This is a genomic window from Bacteroides ilei, assembly GCF_900128495.1.
Taxonomy (GTDB): Bacteria; Bacteroidota; Bacteroidia; order Bacteroidales; family Bacteroidaceae; genus Phocaeicola; species Phocaeicola ilei.
The window spans coordinates 138,093-162,498 of sequence record NZ_LT635801.1; the positions used below are offsets into that span (position 1 = coordinate 138,093).

The window sequence follows — 24,406 nt, forward strand, 5'->3', positions numbered from 1 at the left end:
ATGCCGGTCAAAGGTCGCAAGGATAGGTTACGCCCCATTCCTTCCGGAGCCCGTCCATCTGTTTCATGATCCGCAGGGTTTCGGCGTGCGGCATGTACGGTGATTCCAGCCATCCGTTTTCCAGGGCTTCGATCGAGGCGTATACCTGGTATTCGTAGCCGGTGATCTGTTGCGGCGCATGGTAGACGGCCGTGATGTTATAGTCGTTGTCAATTACACGTACCGACTGCGGGCAATTGATGTTTTCCACGATAAGCTGGCCTTTGTCGCCCGAGATGACCCCCATCCGGTCACTTTTGGCATAGATGCCGGCCTGCAGCGACGCCATCTTCCCGTCTTTATAGAACAGGGTGATGTTTTCCTGTGCATCCATTCCGGTATCGGTTTTCTGGCATGCGGAGTGGGTTTCGGCTATATCGCCGCCGAAGGCCATCGCCGCAAAGTTCAAGGCATACACCCCGAGGTCGAGCAGTGCGCCTCCCGCAAGTTCCGGCTGCAGGATGCGTTCTTTTTCGGACATGGGATAACTGAGGTTGGCCGCCAGCATGTAGGGAGTACCTATCACACCGTCCTTCAGCAGCTGCTGTATCTTGAGTGAGAGCGGCATGTAGCGTGTCCAGATGGCTTCCGTGATGAACACTTTCTTTGCACGGGCGAAGTCCAGCAGTTCCTCGGCCTGGCGGGCATTTGCCGTGAAGGCCTTTTCGCATAATACCGGCTTGCCCTGTTCCAGGCACATACGGGCGTGGCTGTAGTGGAATGAGTGCGGGGTGGCTATGTAGACCAGGTCTACCTGCGGGTCGGCAGCCAGTTCCTCGTACGAACCGTAGGCACGGCTGTACCCCCATTCCCGGGCGAACCTTTCCGCCTTCTCCTTGCTGCGTGAGGCCACGGCGTAACGTTCCACGCCTTTCATCCCTCCCAGTGTGATTGACATCTTTTCGGCTATCCAGCCGCATCCGATAATACCTATCCTGTAATTTTTCATGTTGGTAAGATTAAAATGAATACTCTTTTCTACAAAGCTATAAAAGTTTGCACAACAGGCAAGCAGGTACAGGGGCTTTTTGTAACTTTGCAAGGATGAAATACGTAGATGTCATAGTGCCGTTGCCCATTGCCGGCGAGTATACCTACTCGCTTCCTCCCGCTCTGGAGGGGAAAGTGCATGGCGGATGCCGGGTGGTAGTGCCGTTCGGCCCGAAGAAGTATTATACGGCTATTGTAGTCAGCGTGCACGATTCGGCTCCGGAAGCTTATGAAACCAAGGATATTCTGGAGGTGCTGGACGAGCGTCCCGTACTGCTGAAACGGCAGTTCGATTTCTGGCAATGGGTTTCCGACTACTATCTTTGTACGATAGGTGATGTCTATAAGGCGGCGCTCCCTTCGGGACTGAAGCTGGAAAGCGAGACGATGGTGGTCTATAATCCGGACTTTGAGGCGTCCGGACCGTTGCCTCCCAAGGAACAGCTGCTGCTTGATCTGCTGTCGGCGAATCCGGAGCAGTGTGTCACCCAGCTGGAAAAGGCTGCCGGAATAAGGAATATACTTCCGGTAGTCAGATCTCTGCTGGAGAAGGAAGCCGTGTGCATCAAGGAGGAGCTGAAGCGCAGTTATAAGCCGAAGACCGAGATCCGGGTAAGGCTGGCCGGAAATATGCGGGCCGAAAAGGCATTGCAGTTCCAGATGAATATGCTGGACAGGCCGAAGACGGAAAAACAGTTGGCCGTACTGATGAAATATGTGGAGTTGTCGGGCTGGAACGGAACGGATGAAACTTTGAAGGAAGTGTCGCGGAAAAGGCTTACGGAGGCTGCGGGAGTAAGTCCGGCCGTGCTGGACGCCCTGGTGAGGAAGCAGGTGCTGGAAGTCTATAGTTCGGAAGTGGGACGTCTGGACGGAGGCCGTTATGATACCCTTCCCCTGAATCCGTTGAGTGAGGCCCAGCGGCGGGCCTTTTACCAGATCATGTCTCTCTTCCAGACCCGGAATGTCTGTCTGCTGCATGGCGTGACCGCCAGCGGAAAGACCGAAATCTATATCCATCTGATAGAGCAGGCTATCCAGGCAGGGAAGCAGGTGCTGTATCTTTTGCCCGAAATAGCCCTGACCACCCAGATTACCGAACGGTTGAGGCGTGTGTTCGGGGAGCGGCTGGGCATCTATCATTCCAAGTTTCCCGATGCGGAGCGTGTGGAGATATGGAACAAACAGCTTTCGGACCGTGATTATGACGTGATATTGGGCGTGCGTTCGTCTGTATTCCTTCCTTTCAGACGGTTGGGACTGGTCATTGTGGACGAGGAACATGAAAACACCTACAAGCAGCAGGATCCGGCCCCGCGGTATCATGCCCGCAGCGCGGCTATTATGCTGGCTTCCATGTTCGGGGCGAAGACGTTGTTGGGGACTGCCACGCCGAGCCTGGAATCGTATCACAATGCCTTGTCGGGCAAGTACGGATTCGTGCAGCTGACCGAGCGTCACCAGCAGATCCGCCTTCCGCAGATCGAGCTGGTGGATATCAAGGAATTGGCGCGCAAGAAGCGGATGACGGCCCAGTTCTCTCCCTACCTGTTGCAGAAGATACGCGAAGCCCTGGAAAACAGGGAACAGGTCATCCTGTTCCAGAACCGCCGGGGATTTGCGCCGATGATAGAATGTCGCACGTGCGGCTGGGTACCCAAGTGCAGGAACTGTGATGTGAGCCTTACCTACCACAAAGGGTTGAACCAGCTTACCTGCCATTACTGCGGATGTACCTACCCGGTGCCCAGGTCGTGCCCGGCGTGTGGAGGGGTAGAACTGGTAAACCGGGGGTTCGGGACCGAGAAGGTGGAAGATGACATCAAGGCCATTTTCCCCGAAGCCCGGGTGGCCCGTATGGATCTGGACACTACACGTACCCGGAGCGCTTATGAAAGGATTATCTCCGATTTCCAGAACGGGAAGACCGATATCCTGATAGGTACCCAGATGGTTTCCAAGGGACTTGACTTCGACCGGGTGAGTGTGGTGGGGATCCTGAATGCCGATTCGATGCTGAACTATCCGGATTTCCGCTCGTACGAACGGGCTTTCCAACTGATGGCGCAGGTTGCCGGAAGGGCCGGCCGGAAAAACGGTCAGGGAGTGGTAGTGCTGCAGACAAAGTCGCCCGACCTGCCTCTGATCCGTGAGGTGATGGACAATGACTATCTCCGGATGTACCGGGAGCAGATGGAGGAACGTGAGATGTTCAGGTATCCTCCGTTTTACAGGCTGGTCTATGTCTACCTGAAACACCGGAAGGAGGATGTGCTCGACCAGGCGGCCGACTGGATGGCACAGTGCCTGAGAAAAGGGCTGGGGGAACGCATACTGGGGCCCGACAAGCCGTCGGTGGCCAGGATACAGACTTTGTATATAAAGAAGATTGTGGTCAAGGTGGAACAGCAGGCATCCATGTCGAAAGTACGGGCTTACCTGAGGAGCGTACAGCAGGCTTTGATGGAAGACAGGCGGTTCCGTTCCCTCACTGTCTATTACGACGTTGATCCGATGTAAACGATATAAATGAAATATTATGATGAAGATTGAACTGGATGTACATACCCATACCATTGCCAGCGGACATGCGTTCAGCACTTTGCAGGAAATGGTGCAGGCCGCAGCCGACAAGGGGCTGAAGCTGCTGGGCATCACCGAGCACTCTTCGGGCATTCCCGGGAGCTGTGACCCGATTTATTTCCGTAACCTGCACGTCGTGCCCCGTAAGATGTACGGAATAGACCTGATGTTGGGGGCCGAAATCAATATCCTTGACGGGGAGGGTAACCTTGATATGGACGAGTCCTATATGAAGATGCTTGACCTGCGCATTGCGGGAATCCACTCGCTGTGCTACAGGCAGGGAACCCCCGAAGAGAATACGCACGGGATGGTCGAGGTCGTTTCCAACCCTTATGTTCAGATAATCAGCCATCCGGGTGACGGAACAGCCCGGCTGCTCTTTGAGCCGGTAGTACTTGCCGCGAAGGAACACCATACGCTGCTGGAAATAAACAACAGTTCCCTGAAACCGTGCCGGAACAAGCCGGACGCCAGGAAAAACAACCTGGAGATACTCCGTCTGTGCAAGAAATACGAAGTTCCCGTCATATTGGGAAGCGATGCCCATATCTCTTTCGACATTGCTACCTACGGGTATGTACTTGAACTGGTAAAGGAAACGGAGTTCCCCGAAGGGCTGATCATGAATGTCAGCGTGGAGAAATTCAGAAATTACCTGAAGAAGGTATGACAAAAAAAATCTACCCATGCCCTGGAGTGAGGCATGGGTAGAATATGAAGAAAGGGTCAGTCTTTTGCGTATCCCGGATTCTGAGGCATGTCGGGGTTGAAGGTGAACTGGGTACGGTCAATAGGCAGTACACATTTGAAGTAGTCCCAGTTGACTTCGGCCGGGGTTCCCTGCAGGTGTTTTCCTCCCGAGCGGTACATTGTCTTTCCGTTTCTCAGCATGTCGAAATAACGGTGACCTTCTCCTACCAGCTCTTTCCTGCGTTCGTCCAGTACCCGGTCGAGCGTGAATTCGCTGTCGGAAACTGTCTTTTCGGGGTTGCCCCGTTCAACGATGGCATTAAGATATTCCAGGGCCTGGGCACGATGGGAGGCTCCGGCTTTCAGTCCGGCTTCGGCCGCAATCAGGTATACTTCCGACAGGCGCAATACGGTATAGTTGTTCTCGAACGAAGGTACGTCGTACGAATTTTCGCCCGGGTATTTCAGCAATACGTCGTAATACTTGTTGTCTCCGGCATTGAGGTAGGAGGCAAGCAGTCCGTTGCGGATATCGTCCGGATCTTGTTTCATGAATGCCGCGAAATCTTCGGTCAGTGCAACAGCTGCATATCCCCACCAGTGCAGCATGAAGGAAAGTCCGTCACGTCCCGGATTGCTGCTGGTGGTGTTGGCTATCTGGAAGAGAGCTTCCGGACCGAACTTGTTGCCGAAATCGAACTGTGCGATGTAATCGTCGCGTGTGGCCAGGTAATATTCGCCGCTGGCTTTCAGCTCTTCGATAAGCGAGCTGGCTTCCTGGAAGGCTTCTTCATTCTTTTCACAATACAGATAGACTCTTGAAAGCAGGGCACGGGCGGCGATGGCATTGATATGTCCGTCGTCTTTGGCCGATGACAGTAACGGAATGGCTGTCTTGAGCTGGCTGATGATGAAGTCGTAGCACTCGGCTACCGTTTTCCGTTCGGGGAATTCGTCGAAACCGATGGCGTGGTCAACGATGGGGACTCCCCATGACTGTCCGTTGTCTTTGGCATACGGATAGCCGTATACCCGGGTCAGGTCGAAATAGCACAGTGCTATGATGGCCAGTGCCTGTCCCTTATAGTTTTGCAGCTGTTCGGCCGAAGCGTCCTGTATCTTGTTGTTGTCGATGGCCGAAAGGATGTTGTAGGCATTGCGTATGATGTAGTAGGGGCGTCCCCACAGGCCACCCGAATTCGGGCTCTGTGCCGAATGTTCATAGACGTAGTACTTGTAGCTTGTGTATCCGCTCGACCAGTAGGTAGCCTGCATGTCGTCGCCTTTCACGTCTCCGTAAAGGAACATGGATGCATTGTAGTAGGATGTAGACGCCATCAGCGCATATAATCCTTCGTTGGCTGTCCTGACATCCTTCAGTGAAGTGATGGCCTCGTCTGTCGTGACGGAGTCGGATGGGGCTTTATCGAGAAAATCCCCTGTACAGCCGGTTGTCATCACAGCGGCTGCCAATAATGTGAATATATATTTTTTCATAACAGTTCCTTTAATGGTTAAAAGCTGATTTCAAGACCGAAAGCGAAAGTCTTCAGCGGCGGGATGTTGAAATCTACCGTACCTTGAAGTTCGGGATCGTACTGGTCGTATTTGGCCCATGTGAGCAGGTTGGTTCCGGAGAAATAGATACGGGCGTTGGCCATACCTATCGCGTTGGTCCATGCCTTGGGCGCATTGACTCCGAGGGTGAGGCTCTTCAGGCGCAGGTGGTCTGTGCTGTGGATACCTCTTGAAGAATGCCACCATCCTCCATATTCCTGTCCTGCCACGTATCTGGGTACGTCGGTAATGTCACCGGGTTTCTGCCAGCGTCTTCTCAGTTCCGTACTCTTGGGGGTGATGGAAGAGTATCCGTCGTCCTGCAGGGCCCACATGCCGGCATCATAAGAATGTCCGCCCATGGTGAAGGAAAGGTTGAAGCTCAGGTCGATGAACTTGTAGCGGAATGTGTTCATGAATCCTCCGGAAATCTTTGGGTAGATATCGGCCAGCGGGACTGATACGGCCTGGTTCGGGTCGTATACCAGTTCCCTTGAACGGGTTCCGTCCTCCTGAAGTACATTCGAGTAGTACATGGGCAGACCGTTTTCCGGATCTACTCCGGCATATTCACGCAGGGCGATTGTTCCCAATGAATAGCCTTCCTTGACGATGTAGTAGCTGTTGGAATAGTATTCGGATACATCGGCCAGCTTGATGACACGGTTCTTGTTGTGCGACAGGTTCAGGCTGGATGTCCAGGTGAAGTCTTTCCGGTCGATGTTGGTTGAAGAAATTTCAACTTCCACACCTTTGTTGCGCATCTTTCCGATATTGTCGGTGATGCTGTTGAAACCGGTTACGGGGTTGACGTTCCTGCTAAGGAGCAGGTCTTTCGTGTTACGTACATACCAGTCGAACGAAACGTTTATGCGGTCGAGCAGGAACAGGTCGAATCCGATGTTCAGTGCGTAGTTCTTTTCCCAGCTGAGCTCGTTGTTGGCAAGGTTGCTTTCTACCATACCGGGCTGGTCGTTATAGCTGTAGGTCAGATCGTATTGACCGTAATAGGCATAGAGGTTGTTCGGAATGTTACCGTTGACACCGTAGCTGGCGCGCAGCTTACCGTCGGTGAGCCATGATGCCAGGGGCTGCATGAATTTTTCCTGCGAGAAGCGCCAGGAAGCCGATACGGCCCAGAAATTGTCCCAGCGGTTGGATGGTGCCAGGCGTGAAGAACCGTCCCGGCGGAAACTTGCCGACAGGTAATACCGCTTCATGTAATCGTAGTTGGCACGCAATACGTATGAAAGCATGGAGTCTCCTTTTCTGTAATGTCCGATATAGGTAGGTGTACTGGCGTTGTTCAGTACGTTTTTCTTGTCGGTGGCATAGTTCTTTGCTTCCGCTGCCATGTATTCGCTGTCCCAACGCTGGATTTCATAGGCACCCAGAATATCGATGGAGTGGTCACCGAATACCTTGGTGTAGTTCAACCGGGTATTCGAGTTATAGGTCAGGTTATCCGTATTGTAGATATCACCCTGTCCGTTCGGCGCGAGACCGTCCGAACTCAACGGAGAGAAGAAACGGAATTCCTTGTTATAGGTATAGTCTACGTTCAATAAGGTAGACAGCCGCAGTCCGTCGATGATGGTATATCCCACTTCTGCCGAAGCGAAGGTACGGGCCAGTTGAGACTTGTGCTGGTTTATTTCATTTTCATAGACCAGGTTCATGTTGCTGAGGCTCGGGATGTCGGTATTGTAGGTTCCGTCTTCATTGTAGATAGGGATAGACGGATTCAGTACGGCTTTCAGGGCATACATCGGGTTACTGTACCAGAAGTCTCCCGGAAGAGGTTTCTCTTTTGTTATGGAGAAAAGGGCGTTCATGGCCACATCGAACTTCTTGTATTTGTTGTTGAAGCTCAGGTGTCCGCTGTAGCGTTCGAATCCGGAGTTGTATGCCACGTTTTCCTGTTTGGTGTAGCTTACGCTTCCGGCAAAGCGGGTACTTTCGGTTCCGCCCATGATGGAAAAGTCATAGTTTTGCTGTTGGGCCTTGCGGAACAGGGCATCTTCCCAGTCGGCATAGCCGTTGGCCGGTTTGGCCGCATAGGCGTCGATTTCCGCTGCTGCATGCTGTTGGGCCAGTTCCAGTGTCTCGCCAGCGTCCAGGTTGGCGTTGGTCAGTCCTTCCAGAATCAGGGCTCTGCGTTCGTCGCCTCCCATGGTAGGACGGAAGGTGTATGCCATGTCGGATATACCGAAACTGGCTTTCAGGTTATAGGTGGTTTTTCCTTGTTTTCCTTTCTTGGTGGTAATCAGGATGACTCCGTTGGCACCTCGGGCGCCATAGAGTGATGCGGATGCGGCATCCTTCAATACCGTGATGCTTTCAATGTCCGAAGGGTTCAGTGAGTTGAGGATACCCAGTCCGGCACTGTTCATTTCGTTGTTGCTCATGTTGCCCGACTGTACAGGAACTCCGTCCAATACATAGAGCGGTTCATTGGAAGCCGAAATGGATCCGTAACCACGGATGCGGATGGATGTGTTTGATCCGGGAGTTCCGTTGCCGTTCAGCAGGGAGACACCCGGCATGTTGGCTTCCATCATCTGTGTCATGGAGATGACCGGAAGGTCTTTCTGCTTTTCGGTCGACATGATAGAGGCGGCACCGGTATACGATGATTTCTTTACATTACCATATCCCGTTACGACAACCTCGTCCATGACATGGGCATCTTCATTCATGACGATCTTGAGTGGAGCGAAGCCATTGATCTTCTGACGGATTGTCTTCATCCCGATGTAGCTGATTATAAGCTCATCACCCGATGTGACATGCAACTGGAACTTTCCGTCGATGTCGGTGGTAACTCCGTTTGTTGTACCTTTCACGATGACTGTCACTCCGATCAAGGGATTGCCGTCGGCGTCGGTTACGGTTCCGGTGACAGTACCGTTTTTCTGGCTTGACTGCACGGCATTATTGGGGGCCGGGGAATTTCCGGCAAGAACAGGCGAAGTCCCTATGACCGATATGCCAAGCAGTGTATAGAGGGCCGCTATTCTGTTCCTGTGAAAAAAGGGATTGTAACTTTTGTTCATAACTCAAAGGTTTTATCGTTAATGCAAATTAAATGATTTTATTTTAATTAAATGTGCATTTGGCACTGAATATTTTAATATAATATCATTTTATTTGAAAAATATAGAATATTCGTGCATTTTGATACATGATAGGGCTCCAGTGTGAGGTAGGGTCCGGTTCCCGGTGTGGTTTTGACCGGAGGACATTTTGCGTGATTGTGGATGAAATGACTTATTTTTGCCATATAATTAAATTGCTGCACTATGAAAAGAATATTGTTTGTGTGTCTGGGTAATATCTGCCGTTCATCGGCTGCCGAAGAAATCATGCGCACGTATCTGAAACGTGCCGGTATGGACGATCGGGTGGAGGTTGATTCTGCGGGAATGATTGCCTATCATCAGGGGGAGCCGGCAGATGCCCGTATGCGTTCGCATGCCAGCCGGCGTGGTTACAGGATCACCCATCTGTCGCGTCCGGTGACGACCGATGATTTCTATGACTTTGATATGATTCTGGCGATGGACGACCGTAATTTCGATGCGCTGAAGAAGAAAGCCCCCGATATCGAGTCGGAAAAGAAGATCCGCCGTATGGTGGATTATTGCCGGGTAAAGGTAGTTGATTATGTACCCGACCCGTATTACGGAGGTGCACAAGGGTTTGAAAATGTACTCGATATCCTGGAGGACGCCTGTTACGGTCTGTTGGAAGAGTTGAGGCAGGAATAAAAAAGACCTGTCACGGCGGCTGACGGTGACAGGTCCTTTCGGGGTATAATGTATATTATTTCTTCAGTTCCGGATAACTAATACGGGTGTGATACATGGTCTTCAGCTTTTCCTTGAATACCGATTTGATGGTGGCTATGTCCTTGAACGTGATAGGACATTCCTTGAAGTATCCTTCCTGTACCTGGGTGTCGATGATCTTGTCGACCAGATTGTAGATCCTTTCTTCCGTGTATTCCGGGAGGCTCCGTGAAGCTGCTTCCACCGAGTCGGCCATCATCAGTATGGCCTGCTCCTTGGTAAACGGGTTCGGACCGGGATAACGGAACAGTTCCTTGTCGACTTCTTCGTCGGGATGTTCGTTCTGGTAAGAGATATAGAAGTATTTGGTCAGTCCTTTTCCGTGGTGGGTACAGATGAAATCCTTGATTACCTGCGGCAGGTTGTATTTCTCCGCCAGTTTCATTCCGTCGGTGACGTGGCTGATGACCACCTGGGCGCTTTGTATGTAGCTGAGCTGGTCGTGCGGGTTCACCCCCGACTGGTTTTCGGTGAAAAATGCGGGGTTGAGCATTTTCCCGATGTCATGGTACATGGCTCCGGTACGTACTAGCTGGCTGTTGGCTTCAATCCGGTTGGCTGCGGCTGCTGTCAGGTTGGCAAGCTGCAGGGAATGTTGGAAAGTACCCGGCGCCACTTCCGACATCTGACGCATCAGCTTGTTGTTGATATTGGACAGTTCCACCAGCGTTACATTGGAGGTGAATCCGAAGGTCTTTTCCAGTATGAACAGCAGCGGATAAGTGAAGAGCAGCAGAATACCGTTGATGATGAAATTGAAATAGATGTGCGTGCTCAGCTGTTCCACATCGTTTACATGGATCAGGTCGAGTGCCAGGAACATGACGGCATAGGCGCAGGTAACCAGCAGAGCGCTTCTCAGGAGCTGTGAGCGCTGCGACAGTTCGCGCAGACTGTAGATTCCCACACTTCCCGCCGTGATCTGCAGCAGGATGAACTCGTGAGGGGTGCGCAATGTGATGGAACAGAGCAGGATGGTGACCACGTGGGCCATGAAGGCCGTGCGTGAATCAAGGAAGATGCGGATAATGATAGGCATCATGGCATAAGGCACGATGTAGATGCTGAGCAGCGAATGTTCCACTATGACGGCCGAAATGACCGTGAAGAAGATGATCAGGCAGAAAAGCAGTGTAAGGCTGCCCCGTTTCTGGAAATAGTCCCGGCGGAAAAGCTGCAGGTATCCCACAAAGCTGCCTATCAGCAGGGATACGAACAGAATCTGTCCCAACAGGGTGAGCCGTTTTTCGTTGACGGTTTCACTCCGTTTCTCCCATTCTTTCTGGAGGGAGGTCAGGATATCGTAGGTATGCTGGTCGATGATCTCGCCGCGGTCGATGATCTTCTGTCCGTTCATGACAAATCCGTTGGCCCATGACAGGCTGGACAACAGTTCGTTTTTGGCGGCTTCCGATTTATCCTTGTCGTAGGTAAGGTTCGGGGTAAGGTAATTTACCAGGTTGCAGCGTTGCAGCAGCGTTTTGTTGTAATGTACCGTATCCGAACTGATCAGTTCCTGATAGGCCCTTTTCGTAGTATACAGGTTGTTGATGCCTATTTTGGACGAAGTATTCTCGTTGACCACCTGGATATTGCTGATTTTCTGGGTTTGCAGAGTACCTAACTCTTCGGCTTTGATGATGCCTTGGCTGTAGAAGGAACGTAAGGTACGTTCGATGTGTTTCATGTAGGCCGGATTAGGAATGATCCGGTGGAGCTGGTTGGCATAGTCATTCCTGAACTGTTTGATGACCTTTTCGCCGGTTGCGGCCGATAGCTGGTAATACGGAGTATATCCGGTCATGATGCTGTCCTGTTCGCGTTGCATCTCGGCATCACCTTTATAGATAGGAAATTCGAAAGGGGCCTGCAGCAGTCCGTATTTCCACGGCTTGTTGATGTCAAACTGATAGTTGAAGGTGCCTTCACGTGGCAGGAAATAGACAATCACCGCTACGGTTGCAATGAATATGACGCATTTATAGAGCAATTCCTTATATGAAAACTGTCTTTCTGATTGGAAACTTCTCATAAGTATGGATATTTTGGGTGCAAAATAAGAAAAAAACGGGAAATTTAGCTTAATTTTGCGCTGAATTTTAGATGTAAATCAATATGCCAGAAAGAAAAGTAAGAGTTCGTTTTGCGCCGAGTCCGACAGGTGCATTGCATATCGGTGGTGTGCGCACTGCTTTGTATAACTATTTGTTTGCCCGTCAGCATGGTGGTGACCTGATTTTCCGTATAGAGGATACGGATTCCAACCGTTTTGTTCCGGGTGCGGAAGAATACATCATCGAGTCATTCAAATGGTTAGGCATCAAGTTTGATGAAGGCGTGAGCTTCGGCGGAAACTACGGTCCGTACCGCCAGTCGGAACGCCGTGACATTTATAAGAAATATGTAAAGATCCTTCTGGACAACGGTAAGGCCTATATCGCTTTCGATACTCCGGAAGAACTGGACGCCAAGCGTAAGGAAATCCATAATTTCCAGTATGACGCTTCTACCCGCGGTTCCATGCGCAACTCATTGACCCTGTCGAAAGAAGAAGTAGACAAGCTGATTGCCGAAGGCAAGCAGTATGTGGTCCGTTTCAAGATTGAACCGAATGAGGATGTCCATGTCCATGACATTATCCGCGGTGATGTGGTGATCAATTCATCTATTCTAGACGACAAGGTGCTGTACAAATCGGCCGATGAGTTGCCGACTTATCACCTGGCAAATATTGTAGACGACCATCTGATGGAGATTTCGCACGTTATCCGTGGAGAGGAATGGCTTCCTTCCGCCCCGTTGCACGTCTTGCTGTACCGTGCCTTCGGATGGGAAGATACCATGCCCGAATTCGCTCATCTGCCTCTGTTGCTGAAGCCGGATGGAAACGGTAAGCTGAGCAAGCGTGACGGTGACCGCCTGGGCTTCCCTGTATTCCCGTTGGAATGGCATGACCCGAAGACCGGTGAGGTGTCTTCCGGTTACCGTGAATCGGGGTATCTTCCGGAAGCTGTCATCAATTTCCTGGCTTTGCTGGGGTGGAATCCGGGAACCGACCAGGAGCTGATGTCGATGGACGAGCTTATCCGACTGTTCGACCTGCACCGTTGCAGCAAGGCCGGTGCAAAGTTCGATTATGAAAAAGGAAAATGGTTCAATCATGAATATATCCTGCATAAGAGCGATGACGAACTGGCCGATCTGTTTATCCCTATCCTGAAAGAACACGGGATAGAGGCACCGAAGGAAACGGTTGTGACCGTTGTCGGTCTGATGAAAGGCCGTGTGAGCTTCATCAATGAATTGTGGGATACTTGCAAGTTCTTCTTCGTGGCTCCCGTAGAATACGATGAAAAGACGGTGAAGAAACGCTGGAAAGAGGATTCCGCCCAGCGTATGACCGAGCTGGCCGATCTGCTCGAGTCGCTCGATGACTTCTCACTGGCTCATCAGGAAGAAGTGGTGATGAAGTGGATTGAAGACAAGGGTTACCACCTGGGAAATATCATGAATGCTTTCCGTCTGACACTGGTGGGCGAAGGCAAGGGGCCGCATATGTTTGATATTTCGGCTGTATTGGGTAAGGAAGAAACGGTAAGACGTATGCGCCGCGCTGTAGAAGTCCTCAAATAAGCCGTAAGGATGATCTATAATCTTTTTATATATATATTTGTGGGTGCGGTCAGACTGGCCGCACTTTTCAACAGGAAGATAGCCCGGATGGTCAAGGGAGAGCATGAGGCCTTCGCCGTATTGAAGGAGCATATCGATCCGAAGGCCAGGTATCTGTGGTTCCATGCCGCTTCCTTGGGCGAATTCGAGCAGGGACGTCCCATTATCGAGGAGATACGCAGGAAGTATCCTGAATACAGGATCCTGCAGACTTTCTTTTCTCCTTCGGGGTATGAGGTACGCAAGGATTACAAGGGAGCCGACATCGTGTGCTACCTGCCGCTGGACACCCCACGTAATGTAAGACGCTTCATCAGTCTGGCCCATCCGTACATGGTTTTCTTTATCAAGTACGAATTCTGGAAAAACTACCTGGATGAGCTGAAAGGCCGTGGCATTCCGGTATATAGCGTCTCTTCGATCTTCCGCCCGAATCAGGTGTTCTTCCGCTGGTACGGTATTGCCTATCGGGATGTATTGAAATGTTTTACCCATCTGTTTGTGCAGAACCAGGAATCGGTCGGACTGCTGAAGACTATCGGCGTTACCGATACCACGATTGTGGGCGATACACGTTTCGACCGCGTGCTGCAGATCTGCAGGGAAGCGAAGCAGCTTCCGCTGGTGGAGAAGTTCAAGGGTAATATCCTGACAATGGTTGCCGGAAGTTCCTGGGCACCCGATGAAGATATCTTTATCCCGTATTTCAATGCACATCCGGAGATGAAGCTGATCATAGCTCCCCATGTCATCGACGAGAGTCACCTGAAAGAGATTCTGGGTAAACTGAAACGTCCGGCAGTCCGTTATACACAGGCTACCGAAGAGAATGTGGCGCAGGCAGACTGTCTGATCATAGACTGTTTCGGTCTTCTTTCGTCCATTTACCGTTATGGTGAGATTTCCTACATCGGAGGCGGTTTCGGGGTAAGCATCCACAATACGCTGGAAGCCGCCGTTTATGGGATTCCGGTCATTTTCGGTCCGGAAAACCAGAAATTCCGTGAAGCGCAGGGCTTGAAAGCCTGCGGTGGAGGAATCGAGATACACGGTTCCGACGACTTTAACCGACTGATGGACCGCTTTCTGAGCGATAAGGCCTATCTGGAAGAAGCCGGCCGGCAGGCTGGGGCCTATGTGAGCGATAATGCCGGTGCTTTGCAGAAAATCATGGATACTGTAAAATTTAATTGATATTCCTGTAAATTATTCAACAGGAGGACAGGAAGAAGGCCTGGAGGCCGGATTTTCTTGTTCTCCTGTTTTTTTATGCAATTGGATTGTCAAATTTTGTATATTCCTTCATTTTGTGCGAACAAAGTTGTATCTTTGCACAGATTTTTTACGAATATTACATAAAAATGCAAAAACTACCATCACCATTCATTTCCTTTGTTCCCCTTATTGTGCTTGTTGCTTTGCTTGCTGTGATAGTCAGTGTCTTTGGTGCGGATGCTCTGTCGGGGCCGGCCCAGATAGCCCTTTTGCTGGGAGGTGCAGTGTGCGTATTGATTGGCATGGGATTTTATAAAGTAAAGTGGGAGGATTTTGAAGAAGTCATTATCAATAATATCAAAGGTGTTTCTTCGGCCCTGATTATCCTGTTGATTATCGGTGCATTAAGCGCGTCATGGATGTTGAGCGGCGTTGTTCCGACCTTGATTGCATACGGTGTCCATCTGATCCATCCGAGTGTTTTCCTGGTTTCGGCCTGTGTCATCTGTATCCTGGTTTCGGTCATGACGGGAAGTTCGTGGACAACCATTGCCACTATCGGCATCGCTTTGATGGGAATCGGCAAGGCCCAGGGTTTTTCCGAAGGATGGATTGCCGGGGCGATCATTTCGGGGGCTTATTTCGGCGACAAGATTTCGCCGCTTTCCGAGACTACGGTCCTGGCGTCTTCGATAACCAGGACTCCGCTGTTCAAGCATATCCGTTATATGATGATTACTACCGTCCCTTCCATTTCCATAACCTTGCTTGCTTTTCTGATAGCCGGTTTCTGCCATGAAGCGGCCGGACAGGGCCAGGCGGTAGATATGGGAGCTCTTTTGCGTGAACGGTTTGTCATCACTCCGTGGCTGCTGCTTGTACCCATAGTTACCGGCATACTGATAGCCCGGAAGGTCCCTTCCATTATAACCTTGTTCATTTCTACCGGGATGGCGGTTGTCATGGCTGTCATTTTCCAGCCGGATATCATAAACCAATTAGGTGAAGGCAACCAGCATCCTATGTTCCGTGGAATCATGGTCATGCTTACCGGTTCGACCGGAATAGACATGGGAAATGAAATGGCTGATGAGCTGGTGGCTACCCGGGGGATGGGTGGAATGATGGATACGGTCTGGCTGATTCTTTGTTCCATGTCGTTCGGCGGTGCCATGACGGCAGGCGGCATGTTGAAAAGTATTACCAATATGTTTGTCCATCATATGAAGCGGACTTTCACCATGGTCAGTTCGACAGTCTGTTCAGGGCTTTTCTTGAATATCGCCCTGGCCGACCAGTATATCAGTATCATGCTTACCGGCAGCATTTTCCGTAAGACCTATGAAGAAAAGGGATATGAAAGCTGTCTGTTGAGCCGTACGATAGAGGATTCCGTGACGGTAACTTCTGTGCTGGTTCCGTGGAATTCCTGTGGCCTGACCCAGTCGACGGTGCTGAATGTATCCACACTGACTTATTTACCCTACTGTTTCTTCAATTACCTGAGTCCGGTCATGAGTGTGGTCATAGCCGCTATAGGTTATAAGATCCTGCGCAAAGGCAAGCCAGAGACTCATGCCGGGGCAACACCGGTCGCCAAGGATTGATGCTTTCTAGTGCCGGAACCGGGAGGTGTCTACATCTTGCACTTCCTTTTTCTGGAATCCCCCGAACTTATAGGTAAAGGTGAGCGAAACGCTTTGGCGGTAATATTTTACGTTCATATCGAGATGTTGGGACCCGTTACGAAGTATAGTCTTGGGATTCAATGTATTGAAAATGTCGGTGCCTTTCAGCAGCAGGCTTGCCTTACCGTTGCCGGAAGTCCAGCGCAGGGCTGCATCCATACTCCAGAGCGGATCAATTTCATAACTTCCCTGGATGGATCTGGTCTGTCCTAATGCGGAAACCTCCAGTCGGATGTCGGGCTGCCGGGAGAGGTTGAATGTATTTTGCCATACTCCCGTGCCATACCATCGCTTCTTGTCGAACGGTGCGTCGAAATAGTTTCCGGCCTTGTTGCGTTCATACGCCCCTTGCAAGGTCAATGTCCCGTTATACCAGTTCCGGATTCTGTATGGCAGTATGGCTGTCATTGACAGTTCGCTGCTGTAATCCCAGTTGACCGTGTTGTAGATTGCTTTCAGGCGGTCGGGGCTCATATAAATCATCTGAGTGAAATAGTCGGGCTCATAGTCGTATGAGAGGTTGAGGATATATTTGCTTTTCAGGATGTAGTTCAGGCTGGCGGAATAGCTGGTATACGGACGGAGGTATGGATTGCCTTGCAGTTCGTTGTAGCCGCTCAGGTAGGAAGTACTTCCGCTCAAGGTCCAGTAGTCGGGATAGGTCTTGTCGGTATTGAAGGACAGTTGGAAGATATGTGATTCACTGGGGATATAACTTAGTTGCAGGGTAGGATAGACTGCCCATTTCCGGTACTCTTCCATCCGGTAATATTCGACGCTGGCGGAGGCGCTGACTGACCATTTCCGGCTGATATCCTTGTTGAAACCCACATAGGCGTTGTAAGTCAGCTCATTGATCCGGTTATCGGTGTTCTGTCCGCTCATGCTTTCCAGGCTATATTGCTGTGTGTTCCGGTTGGAGACATAGGCGAGTGATGTCCCGTAGTTCAGGGTCCAGCCTTTGCCGGGTGAATGTGACTGGTCGGCATAGATTTTCCAGCGGTTTATCTGTTGCATTTCGTATGTATGGAAAGCAGTATACACACCGGTACCGCCGGTGTCTTCAAAATCCTGGTTCCCTTTCGACCGGAAATAAGTATAGTCGGCTCCGGTCCGCAGTCCGAATGGTGCATTATAGCTTACGGAGAAATTGTGCATCTGGTCTTTCCCGGTTTCGCGGTTGCTTCCGTTCGAGATGTTTCCTGCTGTCGATGAACGGGCATCTCCTTCGGGCTTGAAATTGGTAGTGTAGGCAAAGTCCAGTTCATGATTTCCGCTGGACTTGTATCCGCCGTCCAGTCTGACATAGTTGCGGAATCCGGTCACCTTGTTTACGGTTGTTTCCTCTACATGGTATATCTTGTCTTTCAATGTGTGTTCGGCAATAAATTCCAGGTCGGAATCATTCCTTCCCCTGTTTGCACTGTAATTCAGGGACAGGTTGAATCTGGGGGTATGGTAGGCAACTGTAAATCCGCCGTTGGCCGATGCTTTGTCCTGTTGGATATAGCTCCCGCGGACTTCACCCTGCCATCCGCTACCGTTTGCCTTATAGGTTTTCAGCAAGACATTGACAGATGCTCCTCTTACATGATATTGCGGAGGGGTGCTGTACATTATTTCCGCTTTTTCGACATTGTCCGACGGCGTATTTTGAAGTAATGTCACTGTCTGCTCATAAGTCATGGTAGACGGTTTTCCGTTGATGATCAGGTTCACTTCGCCTGCGCCTGCCAATGTAAGCCGGCCGTCTTTTTCAATGATTCCAGGCAACTGTTTGAGGCAGTCATAGGCATTCGTTACCAGCCGGCTGGCGGTAATTTGTGATATGTCATAGCAGAGTTTGTTTCCTTCCACTTTTACCAACGGACGTTCTCCCTTTATTTCCACTTCGCCTAAGGAATACGCTTTCGGCTGCAGGACCAGTATCCCCGTATCATTGCTTTTGCCGGTATATTGCAAGGTTTCGAAGAGCAGGTGTTGTATGACCAGCCGGTAAGTTTCTGTGCTCCTCTTTACCGTGAAACAGCCGTCGGGTCCGGTGATGGAAGCGTCGATGAAGGTAGAGTCCATATTCTGCAGGATGACGGTTGCTCCGTCTACAGGTTTCCTGTCGGGGCCGGTTATTTTCCCGGTCACGGTTTGTGCCGCAACGGCGGAAAATCCTGCCAGGAACATTCCCAACAGGATGGTGCGTAAACTTTTTGTTTTCATATGCTTTTAATTTTATGATTTTCGTTATCTTTGACACTGTAAAACTAGCACTACGTAAGGAGGCGGATGGTTAAGGCAACGTTAACGTTACGTTAATACGGAAACCGGACTTTCGGGCTACTGTTGGCTGAAGGACAAGACGGAAGAACTCGGATAAGATGAAATCGAAACATATCTGGTGGATTGCTGTGGTGGGTCTGGTAGCGATTGTAGAACTGCAATATATCTGGCTGACCAATACTTATAAGCTTACGCGCGACAGCGTGCAGGCCCAAAGCGACAACCTGTTCAGGGATGCGACCCTGCTGGAGGTTTTTCATCGTGCCGATCAGTGGAGGCAGCAGCGGGGATTGAAGGATGGAACAATGAGCATGTACTTGAGTTTCAGCATGGAATGGGATAATGACTCGATTCCGGGTAAACCCGATACCCCTGATGCGCCGGGAATGTCCGGTGCCGGAGTTGATGAGAGGGAACTGCGCAGCCTGTTGGAATCGAAGACACAGGGACTTTTCCAGGAGCGGATATATGCCCTGAGCAGGAAAGGCATCAATTTTCATGATCTGGATTCCATCTATACCGTATTGTTGGACTCCGTCGGGATCCATGCCGATGTAATGACCTGCATGTTGGATTCGGCCGGAAATGTTGTAAAGAAATCCAAAGGGATAGCCTTGGAGGATTCTCGTCTGATCAGGACATCGGAAGTTCCGGCAAATACAAGTGAAACACTTTTTCTTCAGGGTGTCATTACCAATCCCTATCAGACAGTATTCAGGCACATGACCTTGCTGTTGCTGGCTACCGTATTGGTCATGATACTGGTCATAGTCTGTATCGTTTACCAGATCCGTATCATTTTCCGCCAGGACAAGATTGCCAAGATGCGCGAAGATTTCTCTTATGCCATGATCCATGATATGAAGACACCTCTCAGTTCCATTATTATGGGCACTCAAGTGCTGGAAAGCGGGCGTCTGGACACTCAGCCGGAGAAGAAAGCCCGTTATTTCCGGATCCTGAAGGAGGAAGGGGAACATCTCCTGGCTTTGGCCAACAAGGTCCTGACGATATCGAAGCTGGAGAACCATCAGTTGAAGCTGGTCAAGGAATGTTGCGCACTGCGTCCGATTCTGGAGGATCTGGCAGAAAAATACAGAGAGAAGGCAGAGAAGCCGGTCACATATCACTGGCAACTGGAACAGGAAACGGTCTATGCCGATGAGGAATTTCTGAAAGAGGCGTTGAGCAATCTTATCGACAATGCGCTGAAATATTCGGGTGATGCAGTGGAGATTACTTTTTCTTCGGCTTCTTTGGCCGACGGGACGGATGTTGTCCGTGTCAGGGATAACGGGTTCGGTATCCCGTTGAAAGACCAGAGCAAGATCTTCGAGAAATACGAGCGGGCTTCGGCTGCCGGTAGAAGCCGTAAGGGAGGTGCAGCCGGTTTCGGTCTGGGACTGAATTATGTGTTCCGGATTATGGAAGCTCATGGAGGTCAGGTCAAGGTAGAGAGCATTGAGGGAGAATACAGTGAGTTTTCTGTCTTCTTTCCGAGGCAGGAGGCGGAACCGGGATCTTCTGATATATAGAGATGAATCGTTAAAAATGCATGGGAGATTACACGAATGGCTGCAGATATGATCAGACTGTTGTTGGTGGAAGATGATTCCAACCTCTGTTACATTATTCAGGGAGGACTGGAAGACATGGTGGGCGGTTATGAGGTGATGACCGCTCCGAACGGTGAGGAAGGTTTGAAACTCTGGAAAGAACAGCATCCCGACGTAATTGTATCCGATATTGAAATGCCGGTCATGGACGGGTATGAGATGGTGCGACGTATCCGTGAGACCGATCCCTTCACGCCGATTCTGTTCACTTCCGGACGGGTTTCGCCCAAGGATGTGGTGAAAGGGTATGAGCTGGGGGTGAACAATTATGTGAAAAAGCCTTTTCTGCCCGAAGAGTTGAACGCCCATATAACCGCTCTCCTGAAGATGACGAAGGGAATGCGGGCTTCGGAGGATGAAGCTGTTTTCTCCATAGGCAAGCATTTCCGTTTTGATGCAGAGCGTGCTGTCCTTCATTCGGAAGTGGATGGAGAGCATCTGCTTACCGTCCGTGAGGCACAGCTGCTGCGGTTGCTGTGCGAGCAGAAAGGGAAGATTGTAAAAAGAGACGTGATCCTGTCCCGCTTCTGGAATACGGAAGACGATTATTTTGCTTCCCGCAGTCTGGATGTCTTTGTATCACGTCTGCGTAAATTGCTGGCCTCCGACAGCAGTGTGCAGATAAGGACAGTCAAGGGGGTAGGACTGGTGCTTGAAGAAGGTATAATAGAATCATGAATTGAATAAAATAGAATAACTAAATAAAAAAGGTATGATGCAATATTTTTTAAGTGACTATATGGAAGGCGCCCATCCGCTGATACTGGAACGCCTGATGCAGACAAACATGGAGAAGACTCCAGGGTATGGAACTGATCATTACTGTGCCGAGGCCCGTGAAAAAATCCGCAATGCTTGCGGGTGTCCGGAGGCTGAAGTACATTTTCTGGTTGGCGGTACACAGACCAACGCTACGGTCATCACTTCGATGCTCCGTCCGTATGAAGGAGTGATAGCAGCTGAAAGCGGTCATATCAACCAGCATGAAGCCGGAGCTGTGGAAGCTGGCGGACACAAGGTACTGGGATTGCCGCATCACAACGGAAAGCTGTCGGCTACCGATGTGGATAACTATATTACCGAATTTTATGCCGGGCCGAGCTGGGACCATATGGTAGCTCCAGCCATGGTATATATTTCCCATCCTACCGAATACGGTACGTTGTATACGTTGGATGAGCTGAAGGCTCTGTCGGCTGTATGCCATAAGCATCAGATTCCGTTATTCCTGGACGGTGCCCGTTTGGGATATGGCCTGGCTGCACATGGAACCGACGTGACCTTGAAGGATGTAGCTGCTTTGTGTGATGTGTTCTATATAGGTGGAACGAAAGTAGGGGCATTGTTCGGTGAAGCTGTCGTATTTCCTCGTCCGGGACTGGTAAAACAGTTTGATACCATAGTAAAGCAGCGTGGTGTGCTGTTGGCAAAGGGCCGTCTGTTGGGAATCCAGTTCGATACGTTGTTTACCGACGATCTGTACGTGCGTATTGCCCGCCACGCCATTGATATGGCCGACCGTATCGTATCGGCTTTGTGCGCGAGGGGATATAAGTTCCTGATCGGGCCGGAAACCAACCAGTTGTTTGTCATTATGGACAACAAGCGCCTGGAAGAGCTTTCAAAGACCATAGGAGTGGAAGTATGGGAGAAGGTAGATGAAGATCATACCGCAGTACGTATCGCTACCAGTTGGGCTACCCGTGAGGAAGATGTAAAAGTGCTTGTCAGTCAGCTGTAGATCATCATATTCCGGCCGGGGAACCAGGAATTTTGTGAGATTCCGGTTTCCCAGCCGGTTCTGGTCTTTATTTTCCTGTATTATCTTTATTTTCTTCGTCTTTGAACCAGGAAGCGTACATAAGATAACCGTTGGCTATTTTCTGGTTCAGTTCTTTGCTTTGCTGCGGATCCACTTTCTTGATGAATTTGGCGGGAACCCCTCCCCAAAGTGTGTGCGGTTCGATAACCGTATGGGAGAGGACCAGTGCTCCGGCAGCTACGATGGCCCCTTCGCCTACCACTGCATAGTCCAGTAAAGTGGCTCCCATGCCTATCAGGGCGTTGTCTTTCACGCATGCCCCGTGCAAGGTCACGTTATGTCCGATGGATACGTCATTCCCGATTTCAACAGTCGATTTTTCATATAATGTGTGAAGCACACTGCCGTCCTGGATATTGACCCGGTCTCCTATACGGATTGAATTTACGTCTCCCCGCAGCACCGTATTGAACCAGATGCTGCAGTCGCGTCCCATTTCCACATCTCCAATGATTGTCGCGTTATCGGCCAGATAACAGTTTTCTCCTATTTTCGGAGTAAAGCCTCTTACAGATTTGATAAGTGCCATAGATTTTCGTATTAAAGTTCGGATAAAGGTTTACAGGCCTTTTCAAGCCATAGCTGTTCCTGCGGATCCAACAGGGGAGACAGTGTGTCGTATACCTTTTTATGGTAACTGTCGAGCCATTCCGTTTCCTCCGGAGTCATCATTTCCCTGCAGATGGCTTCTTTGTCGATAGGGCAGAGAGTGAGCGGCTCGAATTTGTAGAAGTCTCCGAATTCGGTTTTCTGGCTTTCGACTATCAGCATGGTATTCTCGGTCCGGATACCGTACCGGCCGGCCTTGTATATACCGGGTTCATTTGTTACCGTCATTCCCGGCTGGAGCAGGGCAGGCATATGATTCATACGTATCTGGTGGGGACCTTCGTGTACATTAAGGAAATGTCCGACTCCATGACCGGTACCATGCCCGTAGTTGATTCCAGCTTTCCACATATACTGACGTGCCAGAACGTCCAGTTGTGTACCGCAGGTTCCTTGTGGAAATTCGGCCTGCGACAAGGCTATGAAGCCTTTCAATACCAGCGTATAGTCTTTTTTCTGTTCGTCCGTGACCGGTCCGAGGACTATCGTGCGGGTGATGTCGGTTGTCCCGTCCATGTATTGGGCGCCGCTGTCCAGCAACAGAAGCCCTTCTGGTTTCAGTGTGGAGGCTGTTTCGGGAGTGGCTTCGTAATGTACGATTGCACCGTGTTCCTGGTATCCGGCTATCGTATCGAAACTGATTCCCTTGAACAAGTCTTGGGCAGAGCGGAATTCGTACAATTTCCTGTCGATACTCATTTCCGTTTCCTTTCCGTTCCTGACCGCTTCTTTCAGCCACATCAGAAAGCGTACCATGGCTATGCCGTCACGTTTCATAGCCTTGTGGTAGCCGGCAATTTCGACCGGATTCTTGACTGCCTTCAGGTATTTTACAGGAGACGGGGCCATGATTATCTGTGTGGCCGATGAGGCTGCCAGATACAGGGCATAGTTCGTTTCGTCCGAAAGTTGCAGAACTCCTTCCCGGAAGTGTTTCAGGTCGTTCGCAATATCATGATAATGACGGATACCGACATGGCATGCTTCCAGGTATTGTCCGATTTCGGGAGTGATCTTTTGAGGAAGGATATAAAGATACGCCTCTTTGTCTGTGACAAGCAGGTAGCTTACGAATACAGGATTGCAATGTACGTCGGAACCTCTCAGGTTCAAGGTCCAGGCTATTTCATCCAGTGCGGAGATGAGAATGGCCTGTGCGTGGTTCTTGTGCAGACTGTCACGGATCTGTTCCAGCTTGTCGTGGCATGAAACGCCAGAATAGGTCTCCGGCAGGATGAACGGAGGGTCCAGCGGTAACGGAGGACGGCCGGTCCATAGTTCGGTGAACGGATCGTCGACCGGTTCCAGTTCCAGACCATAGCCGTTCAGGGCATGCTTCAAGGCCTTCGCTTCGGCTGTAGTATTCACCAATCCGTCTATACCTACCTTGCTGCCTGGAGTCAGGATACTTCCCAGCCATCCGGGCACCGATGGCGTTTCCGGAAGCCGGTCCTTGAACAGGAGCAGTCCTGTTCCTTCCAGCTGGTCGGCAGCTTGCAGGAAGTAGCGTGAATCGGTCCATACACCGCCTTGATCCAGTGTGATGACAGCAGTTCCGGCAGATCCGGTAAATCCCGAAATCCATTTGCGTGACTCCCAATAGGCCGGGACGTATTCGCCCGAATGAGGGTCGGTACTGGGCACTATAAAGGCAGCCAGCCCCTTTTTCTGCATGAAATTCCGCATGGCGGATATTCTTTCTTTTATCTTTTCTTTCATAAGTATAACCTGTTTTCTTTTATCTGTTATAAATAACAAAGGTAGTATTTCTGTGTAATTTTCAAGAAAATATAGTGG

General features: G+C 50.4%; 16 protein-coding genes. 9 read left to right on the plus strand and 7 right to left on the minus strand.

The window, feature by feature from the left end:
* Nucleotides 1–7 precede the first annotated feature (7 nt).
* Nucleotides 8–988 (minus strand): Gfo/Idh/MocA family protein, encoded by a 981-nt coding sequence (locus tag BQ7489_RS00540; RefSeq protein WP_072529603.1) that lies wholly within the window; start codon nucleotides 986–988, stop codon nucleotides 8–10.
* A gap of 95 nt (nucleotides 989–1,083) precedes the next feature.
* On the opposite strand from BQ7489_RS00540, the gene priA reads away from it, so the two are divergent.
* Nucleotides 1,084–3,549, plus strand: coding sequence for a replication restart helicase PriA (gene priA, locus BQ7489_RS00545; protein ID WP_072529604.1), 2,466 nt, complete (start codon nucleotides 1,084–1,086; stop codon nucleotides 3,547–3,549).
* A 22-nt stretch (nucleotides 3,550–3,571) separates the two neighbouring features.
* Nucleotides 3,572–4,285, plus strand: a complete 714-nt coding sequence (locus BQ7489_RS00550; RefSeq protein ID WP_072531951.1) for a phosphatase — start codon at nucleotides 3,572–3,574, stop codon at nucleotides 4,283–4,285.
* A 56-nt stretch (nucleotides 4,286–4,341) separates the two neighbouring features.
* Here BQ7489_RS00550 and BQ7489_RS00555 read toward each other — a convergent pair whose 3' ends face one another.
* On the minus strand, nucleotides 4,342–5,802 hold the full coding sequence (locus BQ7489_RS00555; protein ID WP_072529605.1) for a RagB/SusD family nutrient uptake outer membrane protein: 1,461 nt from the start codon (nucleotides 5,800–5,802) through the stop codon (nucleotides 4,342–4,344).
* A 17-nt stretch (nucleotides 5,803–5,819) separates the two neighbouring features.
* On the minus strand, nucleotides 5,820–8,918 hold the full coding sequence (locus BQ7489_RS00560; protein WP_072529606.1) for a SusC/RagA family TonB-linked outer membrane protein: 3,099 nt from the start codon (nucleotides 8,916–8,918) through the stop codon (nucleotides 5,820–5,822).
* A 246-nt stretch (nucleotides 8,919–9,164) separates the two neighbouring features.
* On the opposite strand from BQ7489_RS00560, the gene BQ7489_RS00565 reads away from it, so the two are divergent.
* On the plus strand, nucleotides 9,165–9,632 hold the full coding sequence (locus BQ7489_RS00565; protein WP_072529607.1) for a low molecular weight protein-tyrosine-phosphatase: 468 nt from the start codon (nucleotides 9,165–9,167) through the stop codon (nucleotides 9,630–9,632).
* A 55-nt stretch (nucleotides 9,633–9,687) separates the two neighbouring features.
* On the opposite strand, the gene BQ7489_RS00570 is transcribed toward BQ7489_RS00565, so the two are convergent.
* Entirely contained in the window at nucleotides 9,688–11,745 is a 2,058-nt protein-coding gene (locus tag BQ7489_RS00570) for an HD family phosphohydrolase (protein ID WP_072529608.1), read from the minus strand.
* An 83-nt stretch (nucleotides 11,746–11,828) separates the two neighbouring features.
* Here BQ7489_RS00570 and gltX point away from each other — a divergent pair, with 83 nt between their 5' ends.
* The 3 genes from gltX to BQ7489_RS00585 all read left to right on the plus strand — a co-directional run bounded on the left by gltX (nucleotide 11,829) and on the right by BQ7489_RS00585 (nucleotide 16,207).
* Nucleotides 11,829–13,346: a glutamate--tRNA ligase gene (gene gltX, locus BQ7489_RS00575; protein WP_072529609.1), complete on the plus strand. Its 1,518-nt coding sequence runs from the start codon at nucleotides 11,829–11,831 to the stop codon at nucleotides 13,344–13,346.
* A 9-nt stretch (nucleotides 13,347–13,355) separates the two neighbouring features.
* Nucleotides 13,356–14,579, plus strand: a complete 1,224-nt coding sequence (locus BQ7489_RS00580; protein WP_072529610.1) for a 3-deoxy-D-manno-octulosonic acid transferase — start codon at nucleotides 13,356–13,358, stop codon at nucleotides 14,577–14,579.
* Nucleotides 14,580–14,746: 167 nt separating this feature from the next.
* A complete protein-coding gene (locus tag BQ7489_RS00585; protein ID WP_072529611.1) occupies nucleotides 14,747–16,207 on the plus strand; it encodes a Na+/H+ antiporter NhaC family protein in 1,461 nt (486 codons plus the stop codon).
* A 6-nt stretch (nucleotides 16,208–16,213) separates the two neighbouring features.
* On the opposite strand, the gene BQ7489_RS00590 is transcribed toward BQ7489_RS00585, so the two are convergent.
* Nucleotides 16,214–18,502, minus strand: coding sequence for an outer membrane beta-barrel family protein (locus BQ7489_RS00590; RefSeq protein WP_083580416.1), 2,289 nt, complete (start codon nucleotides 18,500–18,502; stop codon nucleotides 16,214–16,216).
* Between the two features lie 158 nt (nucleotides 18,503–18,660).
* On the opposite strand from BQ7489_RS00590, the gene BQ7489_RS00595 reads away from it, so the two are divergent.
* From BQ7489_RS00595 to BQ7489_RS00605, 3 genes are read left to right on the plus strand one after another with little or no spacing between them, the layout of a single operon-like run.
* Nucleotides 18,661–20,097, plus strand: a complete 1,437-nt coding sequence (locus BQ7489_RS00595) for a sensor histidine kinase (RefSeq protein ID WP_072529612.1) — start codon at nucleotides 18,661–18,663, stop codon at nucleotides 20,095–20,097.
* Between the two features lie 48 nt (nucleotides 20,098–20,145).
* Nucleotides 20,146–20,856, plus strand: a complete 711-nt coding sequence (locus BQ7489_RS00600) for a response regulator transcription factor (RefSeq protein ID WP_072531953.1) — start codon at nucleotides 20,146–20,148, stop codon at nucleotides 20,854–20,856.
* A gap of 37 nt (nucleotides 20,857–20,893) precedes the next feature.
* On the plus strand, nucleotides 20,894–21,919 hold the full coding sequence (locus BQ7489_RS00605) for a threonine aldolase family protein (RefSeq protein ID WP_072531954.1): 1,026 nt from the start codon (nucleotides 20,894–20,896) through the stop codon (nucleotides 21,917–21,919).
* Nucleotides 21,920–21,986: 67 nt separating this feature from the next.
* On the opposite strand, the gene BQ7489_RS00610 is transcribed toward BQ7489_RS00605, so the two are convergent.
* Together BQ7489_RS00610 and BQ7489_RS00615 are read right to left on the minus strand one after the other, a co-directional pair.
* The gene (locus BQ7489_RS00610) at nucleotides 21,987–22,529 is read right to left on the minus strand and encodes a gamma carbonic anhydrase family protein (protein WP_072529613.1); all 543 of its coding nucleotides are present in this window, start codon (nucleotides 22,527–22,529) and stop codon (nucleotides 21,987–21,989) included.
* An 11-nt stretch (nucleotides 22,530–22,540) separates the two neighbouring features.
* A complete protein-coding gene (locus BQ7489_RS00615; RefSeq protein ID WP_072529614.1) occupies nucleotides 22,541–24,328 on the minus strand; it encodes an aminopeptidase P family protein in 1,788 nt (595 codons plus the stop codon).
* Nucleotides 24,329–24,406 lie beyond the last annotated feature (78 nt).